General features: G+C 73.5%; 7 protein-coding genes. 2 read left to right on the top strand and 5 right to left on the bottom strand.

Annotated features, from left to right (window positions below; all coding sequences use genetic code 11):
* The first annotated feature begins 43 nt into the window (after positions 1–43).
* Positions 44–1,606 (top strand): fused MFS/spermidine synthase, encoded by a 1,563-nt coding sequence (locus IF19_RS0119820; RefSeq protein WP_030120998.1) that lies wholly within the window; start codon positions 44–46, stop codon positions 1,604–1,606.
* Positions 1,607–1,687: 81 nt separating this feature from the next.
* Here the strand turns inward: IF19_RS0119820 and IF19_RS0119815 are convergent, their stop codons facing one another.
* The 5 genes from IF19_RS0119815 to IF19_RS0119795 all read right to left on the bottom strand — a co-directional run bounded on the left by IF19_RS0119815 (position 1,688) and on the right by IF19_RS0119795 (position 10,831).
* On the bottom strand, positions 1,688–3,469 hold the full coding sequence (locus IF19_RS0119815; RefSeq protein ID WP_030118879.1) for an ABC transporter ATP-binding protein: 1,782 nt from the start codon (positions 3,467–3,469) through the stop codon (positions 1,688–1,690).
* On the bottom strand, positions 3,466–5,373 hold the full coding sequence (locus IF19_RS0119810) for an ABC transporter transmembrane domain-containing protein (protein WP_030118880.1): 1,908 nt from the start codon (positions 5,371–5,373) through the stop codon (positions 3,466–3,468). Before IF19_RS0119810 ends, IF19_RS0119815 begins: the two co-directional genes overlap by 4 nt.
* Positions 5,374–5,533: 160 nt before the next feature.
* The gene (locus IF19_RS0119805) at positions 5,534–7,015 is read right to left on the bottom strand and encodes a Gfo/Idh/MocA family protein (protein WP_030194639.1); all 1,482 of its coding nucleotides are present in this window, start codon (positions 7,013–7,015) and stop codon (positions 5,534–5,536) included.
* 265 nt (positions 7,016–7,280) lie between these two features.
* Positions 7,281–10,235 (bottom strand): FAD-binding and (Fe-S)-binding domain-containing protein, encoded by a 2,955-nt coding sequence (locus IF19_RS0119800; RefSeq protein ID WP_030118882.1) that lies wholly within the window; start codon positions 10,233–10,235, stop codon positions 7,281–7,283.
* Positions 10,236–10,309: 74 nt separating this feature from the next.
* Positions 10,310–10,831: a MarR family winged helix-turn-helix transcriptional regulator gene (locus IF19_RS0119795; protein ID WP_030118883.1), complete on the bottom strand. Its 522-nt coding sequence runs from the start codon at positions 10,829–10,831 to the stop codon at positions 10,310–10,312.
* A 175-nt stretch (positions 10,832–11,006) separates the two neighbouring features.
* Between IF19_RS0119795 and IF19_RS0119790 the strand changes: the two genes are divergently transcribed.
* Positions 11,007–12,824, top strand: a complete 1,818-nt coding sequence (locus IF19_RS0119790) for an ABC transporter ATP-binding protein (RefSeq protein ID WP_030118884.1) — start codon at positions 11,007–11,009, stop codon at positions 12,822–12,824.
* Positions 12,825–12,902: the final 78 nt, after the last annotated feature.

The following is a 12,902-nucleotide window of genomic DNA, read 5'->3' as shown; positions in this document are numbered from 1 at the left end:
GCGAGGGGAGTTCGGCCGTACGCCCCCGTGCGAGGATGCCGGGGTGACCACCTCGCCCTCCCCGCACCCTGCCGACACGCCCCCTCCCGCCGACATCCCGTCGCCCGCTCCCGGGCCGGGGCCCCGCGCCGCCGCGGCCCTCGTGTTCGGGTCGTCGGCCGCGGTCCTGGTGGTCGAGATCGTCGCCCTGCGGCTGCTGGCCCCGTACCTCGGTCTCACGCTGGAGACCAGCACCATGGTGATCGGCGTCGCCCTCACGGCGATCGCGCTGGGCTCCTGGCTGGGCGGCCGCCTCGCGGACCAGGTCGATCCGCGCCCGCTCATCGCTCCCGCGCTCGGGGTGTCGGGCGTGGTCGTGGCGCTCACCCCGCTGCTGCTGCGCACCACCGCCCAATGGTCACCGGCGTTGCTCCTGCTGGTCGCGTCGGCCACCCTCCTGGTGCCCGGGGCGCTGCTCTCCGCGGTGACCCCGTTCGTGACCAAGCTGCGGCTCACCAGTCTCGCCGAGACCGGGACCGTCGTGGGGCGGCTGTCGGGCGTGGGGACCCTCGGAGCCATCGTCGGCACCGTCCTCACCGGGTTCGTCCTGGTCTCCCGGCTGCCCGTCAGCTCCATCCTGATCGGCCTCGGGACCCTGCTGGTTCTCGCGGCCGTCCTCGTCGGAGGGCGGGCCCGGCGCTCCCGCCGGGCGGCGGCCGCCGCCCTGGCGACCGTCGTCGCGGGCTCGCTCGCCACCGGGTTCGCGCCCGGCGGCTGCGACGCGGAGACCCGCTACCACTGTGCCCGGGTCGTCGCGGACCCCGACCGCGCCACCGGCCGCACCCTGGTCCTGGACGGCCTGCGCCACTCCTATGTCGACATCGACGATCCGACGTACCTGAGGTTCGCCTACGTACGCGCCATCGCCTCCGTGGTCGACACCGCCTTCCCCGAGGGCGAGCCGCTGACCGCCCACCACATCGGGGGCGGCGGCCTCACCTTCCCCCGCTACCTCGCCGCCGTGCGCCCCGGCACCCGCAGCCTCGTCTCCGAGATCGACCCCGGAGTCGTCCGCGTCGACCGGGAACGGCTGGGCCTCGGCTCCCCGGCCGCGACCGGCATCGACGTACGCGTGGAGGACGGTCGGCTGGGGCTGCGGCGGCTGGAGGAGGGCAGCCGCGACCTGGTCGTCGGCGACGCCTTCGGGGGCGTCAGCGTGCCGTGGCACCTCACGACCTCCCAGGCGCTGGCGGACGTACGCCGGGCGCTCGACGCGGACGGCCTGTACGTCGCCAACCTCATCGACCACGGCGGACTCGCCTTCGCCCGCGCCGAGGTCGCCACCCTCGCCGCGGCCTTCCCGCACGTCGCGCTCCTCGGGAAGGCCGCGGACATCGGCCTGGACCCGACCGCGTCCACCGTGGGCGGCAACCTGGTGGTGGTCGCCTCCGGCCGTCCCGTCGACGCCCCCGCCATTCAACGGGCCCTCGACGCCCGGGACGTCGGCTGGCGGATCGCCTCCGGCGAGACCCTCGCCGCGTGGACGGGCGACGCCCGCGTCCTCACCGACGACCACGCCCCCGTCGACCAGCTCCTCCAGACCGACCGCGGCCCCGCGGCCCGGTGAGCACGGGCAGACCCTCCGGTCCGGTGAGCGCGGGCAGACCCTCCGGCCCGGTGAGCGCGGGCCCGGGCCGGAGGCGGCGGCTCACCCGTGCCAGGACCGCCACAGCGACGCGTACGCGCCGTCCGCCGCCACCAGCTCGTCGTGACTGCCCAGTTCGCTGATCCGGCCGTCCTCCACCACCGCGATCACGTCCGCGTCGTGCGCGGTGTGCAGGCGGTGCGCGATCGCCACGACCGTACGGCCCTCCAGCACCCGGGCGAGCGAACGCTCCAGATGACGGGCGGCCCGCGGGTCCAGCAGCGAGGTCGCCTCGTCCAGCACCAGCGTGTGCGGATCGGCCAGCACCAGCCGGGCCAGCGCGATCTGCTGGGCCTGCGCCGGGGTCAGCGCGAACCCGCCCGAGCCGACCTCCGTGTCCAGCTCCTTCTCCAGCCCCCGCGCCCAGCCGTCCGCGTCCACCGCGGCCAGCGCCGCCCACAGCTCCGCGTCCCCGGCCCCGTTCCGGGCCAGCAGCAGGTTGTCCCGCAGGGTCCCGACGAAGACGTGGTGCTCCTGGTTGACCAGGGCCACATGCTCACGGACCCGCTCCGCCCGCATCCGGGACAGCTCCGCCCCGCCGAGCGTCACCTCACCGGTGCGCGGGGCGTAGATCCCCGCCAGCAGCCGCCCCAGCGTGGACTTGCCCGCGCCGGAGGGGCCCACCAGGGCGAGCCGGGTGCCCGGGGCCACATCGAGCGAGACCCGGTGCAGGACGTCGACGCCCTCCCGGTAGCCGAACCGCACCTCGTCCGCCCGCACGTCCCGGCCGTCCGGGACGACATCGGCGTCGCCCGCGTCCGGCTCGATCTCCCGGACGCCGACCAGCCGCGCCAACGACACCTGGGCCACCTGGAGTTCGTCGTACCAGCGCAGGATCAGACCGATCGGATCGACCAGCATCTGGGACAGCAGCGCACCCGTCGTCAGCTGCCCGACCGTGATCCACCCCTCCAGCACGAACCAGCCGCCGAGCAGCAGGACCGCGCCGAGGACCGTCACGTACGTCGCGTTGATGACGGGGAACAGCACCGAGCGCAGGAACAGCGTGTACCGCTCCCAGGCGGTCCACTCGGTGATGCGGCGGTCCGACAGCGCCACCCGGCGGTCGCCGAGGCGGTGCGCCTCCACGGTCCGCCCGGCGTCCACGGTCTCCGCCAGCATCGCGGCGACGGCGGCGTAACCGGCGGCCTCCGAGCGGTAGGCCGAGGGGGCCCGGCGGAAGTACCAGCGGCAGCCGACGACCAGCACCGGCAGCGTGATCGGCACGGCCAGCGCCAGCGGGGGAGCGGTCACCGTCAGCGCGCCGAGCAGCAGCCCGGCCCACACCACGCCGATCACCAACTGCGGCACGGCCTCGCGCATCGCGTTCGCCAGCCGGTCGATGTCCGTGGTGATCCGGGAGAGCAGATCGCCCGTCCCCGCCCGCTCCAGGACCCCGGGCGGCAGCCCCACGGACCGTACGAGGAAGTCCTCGCGCAGGTCCGCCAGCATCTCCTCGCCCAGCATCGCGCCGCGCACCCGCGTGGAGCGGGTGAACACGACCTGGACGGCCAGCGCGACGGCGAAGACCGCCACCGTGAGCTCCAGGTGCAGTTCGGCGGCCCCGCTCGAAAGGTCCTCCACCAGCCGGCCCAGCAGATACGGCCCGGTGATCGAGGCGATCACGGCCACCGCGTTGGCCGCGATCAGGATCGCGAACGCCACGCGGTGGCGGCGCAGCAGACTCCGTACGTAGCTCCGCACGGTCGTCGGCGAGCCCACGGGCAGCGTCGTCGCCGACTCCGGGGCCGCGGGGTCGTACGCCGGGGGTGCGACGCCGATCATGCCCTCTCCTCGATTTCCTGGATGCTCTTCATGGCGGGGATCTCGACGGCGTCGCCCACCGGGTGTGCGGCGGCCGCCTCCTCGTCGGTCTCCCGGGTGACGACCGCCCGGTAGCGCGGCTCGGTGCGCAGCAGGTCGCGGTGGCCGCCGACGGCGACCACGGAGCCCTCGTGGACGAGGACCACCCGGTCGGCGGCGTCGAGCAGCAGCGGCGACGAGGCGAACGCCACCGTCGTACGCCCCCGGCGCAGCTTCGCGATCCCGGCGGCCACACGCGCCTCGGTGTGCGAGTCGACCGCCGAGGTCGGCTCGTCCAGCACCAGCGCCTGCGGATCGGTGACCAACGACCGGGCCAGCGCGAGGCGCTGGCGCTGGCCGCCGGACAGGGACCGCCCGCGCTCGGTGATCCGGGTCCGCATCGGATCCCCGTCGCTGTCGGGGGACGCCTGCGCCAGGGCGCTCAGCACGTCACCGCACTGGGCCGCCTCCAACGCCGCGTCGGCGGTGACCAGACCCGAGGACGGGACGTCCAGCAGCTCCCGGAGCGTGCCGGACAGCAGCACCGGGTCCTTGTCCTGGACCAGGACGGCGGCCCGCGCGGCGTCCAGCGGGATCTCGTCGAGGGCGACCCCGCCGAGCAGCACGGACGGTTGCCGCGCCGCGTCCTTCGCCGTACCCGCGCTCTCCCGGGCCTCCCCGGCCCCGGGGCCCCGCGCGGTCCCGGCGTTCCCCGGTTCCGCGTCCTCGGGCGCCCCGGCGTGCCCGCCGAGCCGTTCGGCCAGCCGTCCCGCCTCGTCCGGATCGCCGCAGACGACGGCGGTGAACTGCCCCCGGGGAGCCATCAGACCGGTCACGGGGTCGTACAGGTCGCCTACCGGGGCGACGCCCTCGACGGTGGCCTCCCGGTCGCTGCGGCGCAGCGACAGCACCCGCACCGCGCGCTGGGCGGACGGCCGGGAGAAGGAGTACGCCATCGCGATCTCCTCGAAGTGGCGCAGCGGGAACAGCATCAGGGTGGCCGCGCTGTAGACGGTGACGAGCTGGCCGACCTCGATCCGGCCCTCGCGCGCGAGTACCGCCCCGTACCAGACCAGCGAGATCAGCAGAACGCCCGGCAGCAGCACCTGCACCGCCGAGATCAGCGCCCACATCCGGGCGCTGCGCACGGCGGCCCTGCGAACCTCCTGGGAGGCGCGGCGGTAGCGGCCGAGGAAAAGTTCCTCGCCGCCGATCCCACGCAGCACGCGCAGTCCGGCGACCGTGTCCGAGGCCAGCTCGGTGGCCTTGCCCGCCTTGTCCCGCTGCTCGTCGGCGCGCCGCGTGGCGGGCGGCAGCAGCGGCAGCACGGCCAGGGCGAGCACCGGCATGGCGAGCGCCACCAGCAGGCCGAGGGACGGGAGGTAGAGAACCAGGCCGACGCAGACCACCACGAGGGCGGTGGCCGCGGCGGCGAAACGGGAGAGCGCCTCGACGAACCAGCCGATCTTCTCCACGTCGCCGGTCGAGACGGCGACGACCTCGCCGGCCGCGACCCGCCGCGTCAGCGCCGAGCCCAGCTCGGCGGTCTTGCGGGCGAGCAGTTGCTGGACGCGGGCGGCGGCGGTGATCCAGTTGGTCACGGCGGTCCGGTGCAGCATGGTGTCGCCGAGGGCGAGCAGGACGCCGAGCACCACGGTCATGCCGCCGGCCAGCGCGAGCCGCCCTCCGGAGCGGTCGATGACGGCTTGGACGGCGAAACCCACGGCGACCGGGAACCCGGCGATGCCCAACTGGTGCAGCAGCCCCCAGCCGAGGGCCTTGAGCTGGCCGCCGAGCTGGTTGCGCCCGAGCCAGTACAGGAAGCGGGGGCCTGAACGGACATCGGGGTCGCCGGGATCCGAATACGGAAGGTCGCGAATCTGCATGACGTCCCAGGGCTCGTGAAACGGAGATCCTGGCGGACCTCGAAGAACGGGGTGACGTGCAAGGCTCCCTGTTCTGCAAGGTCCGGGGCAACCGGTTTTCCGGCCCACTCCGCACCCCCGCGGGCCCCCGCGCCCGGCCGGCGCGGGGGCCCGGGCGACGTCACTCCTCGGGCTTCTCCGAGTCCATTCCGGAACGGGCCTTCCTCCACTCGCCCCGGGTGAAGTCCGGGATCGGCAGCGGCGCGCCCTTGGCCTTGATGGAGAGGTGGCTCAGCGGCACGGGGGCCGTCCAGGTCGCCGCGTCGTACACGTCGAAGTCGGGGACCAGGCCCAGCCGCATGCACTGCATCAGCCGGAAGACCATCATGTAGTCCATTCCGCCGTGGCCGCCCGGCGGGTTCGCGTGCTCCTTCCAGAGCCAGTGGTCCCATTCGGCGTACTTCTTGAAGTCGTCCCACCGGTCGTCGGTGTTCGTGGGCTCCAGGTAGATCCGCTCCGGGTAGTCCTCGAACACGCCCCGCGTTCCGCCGAGGCTGTTGATACGGGAGTAGGGGTGCGGGGTCGACACGTCGTGCTCCAGCCGGATCACCCGGCCCTTGGCCGTCTGGACGAGGCTGATCGTCCGGTCGGCCCCGATGTACGACTCCTTCCAGCTCGGGTCGCCGGGCGGCATGTGCTCCTTGCGGTACTCGGCGAGCCCCAGGGCCGGCGTGCCGATGCTCGTGATGCTCACGGCCCGGTCGCCCCGGTTGACGTCCATGTAGTTGGCGACCGGCCCGAACCCGTGGTTGGGGTACAGGTCACCGCGCAGCCGGGTGTGCCACAGCCGCCGCCAGGGCCCCTCGTAGTAGTCGGGGTCGAACATCAGACCGCGCAGATCGTGGTTGTAGGCGCCCGCACCGTGCAGCAGATCGCCGAAGAGACCCGCGTGCGCCATGCGCAGCACTCGCATCTCGTTCTTGCCGTAGCAGCAGTTCTCCAACTGCATGCAGTGCCGCCGGGTCCGCTCGGAGAGGTCGACGAGCTGCCAGAGCTCCTCCAGCCGCATCGCGATAGGACACTCCACGCCGACGTGCTTCCCGTTGAGCATCGCCGTCCTCGCCATCGGGAAGTGCAGCTCCCAGGGCGTCGCCACGTAGACGAAGTCGATGTCCCCGCGCTTGCAGAGGTTCTCGTAGTCGTGGTCGCCCTTGGCGTAGACGGTGGGCGCGGGCTGGCCGGCCGCCGTCACCTTCGCGGCGGCCTTCTCCGCCTTGTCCCGGACGGGGTCGCAGACCGCCTTCACCTGCACGCCCGGTACCGCGAGGAACAGGTCGATCATGCTGCCGCCCCGGTTGCCGAGGCCCACGATGCCGACCCGGACCGTGGAGCGGCGGTCGAAGCGGACGCCCGCCATCGTGCGGCCCTGCCGGGCGGGAGCGGCGGCCACCGCCTCGGCGGCCGCCATCGCCTCGGGGGCCGTCGTCGCGGCGGAGGCGGTGCCCGTGCCCAGTGCGCCGAGGCCGAGCCCGGCCCCGGCCACTCCCGCGGTGGTCCACAGCACCGAACGGCGGCTGGGATCCCGCCGCTCCGCCTCGTCGGCCGCGCCGCTGTGCGGGGGGAAGTCCTGCGGTTCCGGTGCGGGCCGGGCGTCGTCGTTCATCGAGCCTCCAGGTGGGGTTGGGGGTTCAGACGTGCGCGAGTGCGGCCGGTCCCTCCCCGTACGGACGGCGGGCGGGGGACCGGGTCTCGGTAAGGACCCTGGAGGCTGAGGCTGATGGTGCGCAAGGGAAGGATTTGGACTCTCGTCCTCAAACCTTGGACTTTTCTCACGGCGCGCCGACGGCCCCGACCGGTTGAACCAATCGAGGCCGTCGAACGCTCATCTGTGCACGTCGGCAGGGGTGTTGCCGATCGCGGTCAGGGGGTCACCGGACGGTCGGCCGGGTGGCGTGTTCCAGCTCGATCAGCGCCGAGCGGTAGGGGTGCCCGGTGGCCCGTTCCATGCCGATCTCGCACATCCGGTTCGCCGACAGATAGGCGTCGTAGGACCGGCGGTCCACCTCGGCCGCCTCCTTCGCGGTCGCCGAGTCCGTCAACTCCTTGTGCAGCATGCCCCGGTCGCCCGCGAACGCGCAGCACCCCGCGTCGTCCGGCACCACGACCTCGTCGGCACACGCCTCGGCGACCGCGCGCAACTGCCCCACGTCGCCCAGGTGTTCCATCGAGCAGGTCTGGTGGACGACGGCGGACGCGGCGGTCCGGAACACCGTCAGCTTCGGAAGCAGCTCGTCGGCCGCCCACACCAGCGAGTCCACGACGGTCAGTTCGCCGTGCAGCGCCCGGTTGTCCTCGGTGAGGTAGGGCACCACCTCGTCGGCGATGCCGAGCGTGCACGAGGACGCGTCCACGACCAGCGGAAGCCTTCCTCCGGCCGTCCAGCCCCAGGCGGCCTCCACGATGCGGTTCGCCATGATCCTGTTGCCCGCGTCGTACCCCTTGGAGTGCCAGATCGTCGCGCAGCACGTCCCCGCGACGTCCTCGGGGATCCACACCGGCTTCCCGGCCCGCGCGGACACGGCGACCACCGCCTCCGCCAGGGAGAGCCCGGCGTCGGCCCCGCCACCGTCCGGCCCGGCGAAGATGCGGTTCACGCAGGCCGGGTAGTAGACCGCGCTCGCCCCGGCCCGCGAGGTGGCGGGCAGGCGACGGGCCGCCGCGCCGGGGATCTGCGGCAGCCACTCCGGTACGAGATCGGGGCGCACGGCCTTGCGGGCGAGGCGCGTCACCGCCTGGAGCGGGGCGTCGCCCACCCGCTTCCCGAGCGCGTCGGCGACCCCGACGGCGAGCCGCGCGGACGCCTCCACCGCACGGAAGTTCCGCGCGGTCAGCGCGGCGATCCGCTCCTCGCGCGGCGTGTGCCTGCGGTGCCGGAAGTCCTTCATCATCGCCCCGGTGTCGATGCCGACCGGACAGGCGAGCTTGCAGGTGGAGTCGCCGGCGCAGGTGTCCACGGCGTCGTAGCCGTACGCGTCCAGCAGACCGGACTCCACCGGCGATCCGTCGGTCTGGCGCATCATCTCCCGGCGCAGCACGATCCGTTGGCGGGGCGTGGTCGTCAGGTCCTCGCTGGGGCAGGTCGGTTCGCAGAATCCGCACTCGATGCACGGGTCGGCGACCGCCTCCACCTTCGGGATGGTCTTGAGCCCCCGCAGATGGGCCCGGGGGTCCCGGTCCAGGACGATGCGCGGCGCGAGCACCCCGGCCGGGTCGATGGCCTGCTTGGTCCGCCACATCAGCTCCGTGGCGCGCGGCCCCCACTCCCGCTCCAGGAACGGCGCGACGTTGCGGCCGGTGGCGTGCTCCGCCTTGAGCGACCCGTCGAACCGGTCCACCACGAGCGCGCAGAACTCCTGCATGAACGCGTCGTACCGCGTCACGTCCTGCGGCTTCGCCGCGTCGAACGCCAGCAGGAAGTGCAGATTGCCGTGCGCCGCGTGCCCGGCCACGGCCGCGTCGAAGCCGTGGCGCGACTGGAGCTCCAGCAGCGCCTCGCAGGCGTCGGCCAGCCGCGCCGGCGGCACCGCGAAGTCCTCCGTGATCAGCGTGGTGCCCGAGGGCCGGGACCCGCCGACCGCTGTGACGAACGCCTTGCGGGCCTTCCAGTACCCGGCGATCGCCCCGGCGTCGCGGGTGAAGGCGTTGGTCACGGACGCGGCGGGGCGGACCAGGTCGAGACCGGCCAGAGCCGCCTCGGCCGCCCTCTCGTGGGCCTCCTGGCCCGCCTCGTCGGACGCCCGGAACTCCACCAGCAGCGAGGTCGTCTCCCGGGGCAGCGCGGCCCAGTCCGCCGGAACGCCCGGCACGCTGACGGAGGCCCGCAGGGTGTTGCCGTCCATCAGCTCCACCGCGATGGCCCCCGCCTCGGTGAACCCGGGGACGGCGGCCGCGGCGGCGGTGAGGGAGGGGAAGAACAGCAGCGCGCTGGAGACCCGCCGTTCCAGCGGCAGGGTGTCGAAGACGGTCTCGGCGATGAAACCGAAGGTGCCCTCGGAGCCGACCATCAGCCCCCGCAGGATCTCCACCGGGGTCGCCCCGTCGAGGAAGGCGTCCAGGCGGTAGCCGTTGGTGTTCTTGATCGTGTACTTCGCGCGGATGCGGGCGGTCAGCTCCGCGTCCGCCTCGATCTCCGCCTTCAGCTCCAGCAGCGCCGCGCACAGCTCCGGCTCGGCGCGGCGCAGCTCCTCGTCGGCGGCCGGATCGGCGGTGTCGACGACCGTGCCGCTCGGCAGTACGAAGGTGAGCGAAGCGAGCGTCCGGTAGGAGTTGCGGGTGGTCCCGGCCGTCATGCCGGAGGCGTTGTTGGCGACGACTCCGCCGACGGTGCAGGCGATGGCGCTGGCCGGATCGGGGCCCAGCAGCCTGCCGTACCGGGCGAGGGTGGTGTTGGCGCGCAGCACCGTCGTACCCGGTCCGATACGGGCGCGCGCCCCGCCGTCCAGCACCTCGATCCCGGTCCAGTGGCGGCGTACGTCGACGAGGATGTCCTCGCCCTGCGCCTGGCCGTTGAGGCTGGTGCCGGCGGCCCGGAAGACCACGTCGCGGCCCTTGCCGTGGGCGTAGGAGAGGATCGCGGAGACGTCGTCGAGGTCCTCGGGGAGCAGCACGACCCGGGGGAGGAAGCGGTAGGGGCTGGCGTCGGACGCGTACCGCACGAGATCCGAGATCTTCCAGAGCACCTTGTCCGCGCCGAGCAGCGCCGTCAGTTCGCTCCGCAGCGGCTCCGGGGTGCCCCCGGCGCTGGAGTCGGTGACCCGGTCGGGGGCGGGCCGACGGGGCGTTCCCGGGCGCAGGGCTTCCGGGTCGGGCTCCAGCAGCGGCATGTGATCGGCCTTCCCTCGGTGTGGTGCGGTGCGGTGCGGTGCTCGGCGGTCGGCGGGCGGGGCTGACGCGCTGCTCAGCAGTGGCGCTCCGGCATCCCGTCGACCAGGGCGGACAGCAGACCGCCGAGCACCGCGCGCTGATCGGCGGTCAATGGTGCCAGGATCTCCTCCGCGGCCGCCCGGCGCGCGCTGCGCAGCGACCGCAGGGTGGCGTGCCCCTCGTCGGTGATCTCGATCCGGACGACCCGCCGGCTGTCGGGGTCCGGGGCGCGGCGCACCCGGCCGCTCGCCTCCAGGGCGTCGACCAGCGTGGTCACGGCGCGCGGCACGACGTCCAGCCGCTGCGCCAGGTCGGCCATCCGGGGCGCCGCTTCGTAGCTCGCGACCGTCCGCAGCAGCCGGAACTGGGCGGGGGTGATGCCGATCGGCTCCAGCTGGCGGCTCTGGATCCGGTGCAGCCGCCGGGTCAGGCGCAGCAACTGCTCGGCGAGCAGGCCGTCGGTGTCCGGAGGACCGGAGTCACCGGGGCGGCGGCGCGGCGCGCGACCGGGTGACGCGGGAGAGCCGGCCGGGCCGGAGGAATCGGGGGCGTCCATACGGGAACAATATCAGGACCTCGTTCATTGTGAGTATAGGTAACAGTGAGCTATGCTCTCGATCGAGAGAAGTCGGAGGGGCCGCCCCGCCCGGCTCCGGCGGTCCGGTCACCTGCCCGGCCCGCCCCCGGTCGGCCCGGCCGGACCCATCGCCTCGCGCACCACGAAGGAGCCCATGAAACCCGACACCCCACCCTGGACACCCCCGCCCGACGCCCGCTCCGTCACCGACCGGCAGCCGGGCGAGGTGCGCCGCATCCTCCGCCTCTTCCACCCCTACCGAGCCCGCCTGGCCCTCGTCGGCCTGCTGGTCGGCGCGTCCTCCCTGGTCTCGGTCGCCTCCCCGTTCCTGCTGCGCGAGATCCTGGACACCGCCATCCCGCAGGGGCGTACGGGTCTGCTGACCCTGCTCGCCCTCGGCATGATCCTCACCGCCGTGATGACCAGCGTCTTCGGTGTGCTCCAGACCCTGATCTCGACCACCGTCGGCCAGCGCGTCATGCACGACCTGCGCACCGCCGTCTACGACCGGCTCCAGCGGATGCCGCTCGCCTTCTTCACCCGCACCCGCACCGGCGAGGTCCAGTCGCGCATCGCCAACGACATCGGCGGCATGCAGGCCACCGTCACCTCCACCGCGACCTCGCTGGTCTCCAACCTCACGGCCGTCGTCGCCACCGTCGTCGCCATGCTCGCCCTCGACTGGCGGCTCACCGTCGTCTCGCTGCTCCTGCTGCCGGTCTTCGTCGCGATCAGCCGCCGGGTCGGCCGGGAGCGCAAGAAGATCACCACCCAGCGCCAGAAGCAGATGGCCGCCATGGCCGCCACGGTCACCGAGTCCCTCTCGGTCAGCGGCATCCTCCTCGGCCGCACCATGGGCCGCTCCGACTCCCTCACGCGGAGCTTCGCCGAGGAGTCCGAGCGCCTGGTCGACCTGGAGGTGCGCTCCAACATGGCCGGCCGCTGGCGGATGTCCACGATCGGCATCGTCATGGCCGCCATGCCCGCCGCCATCTACTGGGCGGCCGGGCTCACCTTCGCCTCCGGAGCCGCCGCCGTCTCCATCGGCACCCTGGTCGCCTTCGTCACCCTCCAGCAGGGGCTGTTCCGCCCGGCGGTCAGCCTGCTCTCCACCGGGGTGCAGATGCAGACCTCCCTCGCGCTCTTCCAGCGGATCTTCGAATACCTCGACCTCACGGTGGACATCACCGAACCGGAGCACCCGGTCCGCCTGGAGAAGATCCGCGGCGAGATCGCGTTCGAGGGCGTCGACTTCAGCTACGACGAGAAGAACGGGCCGACGCTGACGGGCATCGACCTGACCGTTCCCGCGGGCAGCGGCCTGGCGGTGGTCGGCTCCACCGGCTCCGGCAAGTCCACCCTGAGCCACCTCGTGCCCCGCCTGTACGACGTCACCGGCGGCCGGGTCACCCTCGACGGCGTGGACGTCCGCGACCTGGACTTCGACACCCTGGCCCGAGCGGTCGGCGTCGTCTCGCAGGAGACTTACCTTTTCCACGCCTCGGTCGCGGACAACCTGCGGTTCGCCAAGCCGGACGCCACCGCCGAGGAGATCGAGACCGCGGCCCGCGCCGCACAGATCCACGACCACATCGCCTCCCTGCCCGACGGCTACGACACCCTGGTCGGCGAGCGGGGTCACCGCTTCTCCGGCGGCGAGAAGCAGCGCCTCGCCATCGCCCGCACGATCCTGCGCGACCCTCCGGTGCTGATCCTCGACGAGGCGACCAGCGCGCTCGACACCCGTACGGAACACGCCGTGCAGGAAGCGATCGACGCCCTGTCCGCCGGACGGACCACGCTCACCATCGCGCACCGACTGTCCACCGTCCGCGACGCGGACCAGATCGTGGTCCTGGAGGGCGGCCGGATCGCCGAGCGCGGCACGCACGAGGACCTGCTCGCCCGCGACGGCCGCTACGCCGCACTGATCCGACGCGACTCCCACCCCGTGCCGGCCCCGGCCCCCTGAGAACACCGGGCCGGACCGGGCCCCGGGCCTTCCGGGGACCCGCGCCGGGACGTACGAACGGCCTCCGCGCCCGGACGC

The organism is Streptomyces californicus, from assembly GCF_000717645.1.
In the GTDB taxonomy this organism is placed as follows: domain Bacteria; phylum Actinomycetota; class Actinomycetes; order Streptomycetales; family Streptomycetaceae; genus Streptomyces; species Streptomyces californicus.
The sequence above is the reverse complement of the archived record's forward strand: the minus strand, read 5'-3'. Positions and strand labels throughout refer to the sequence as shown.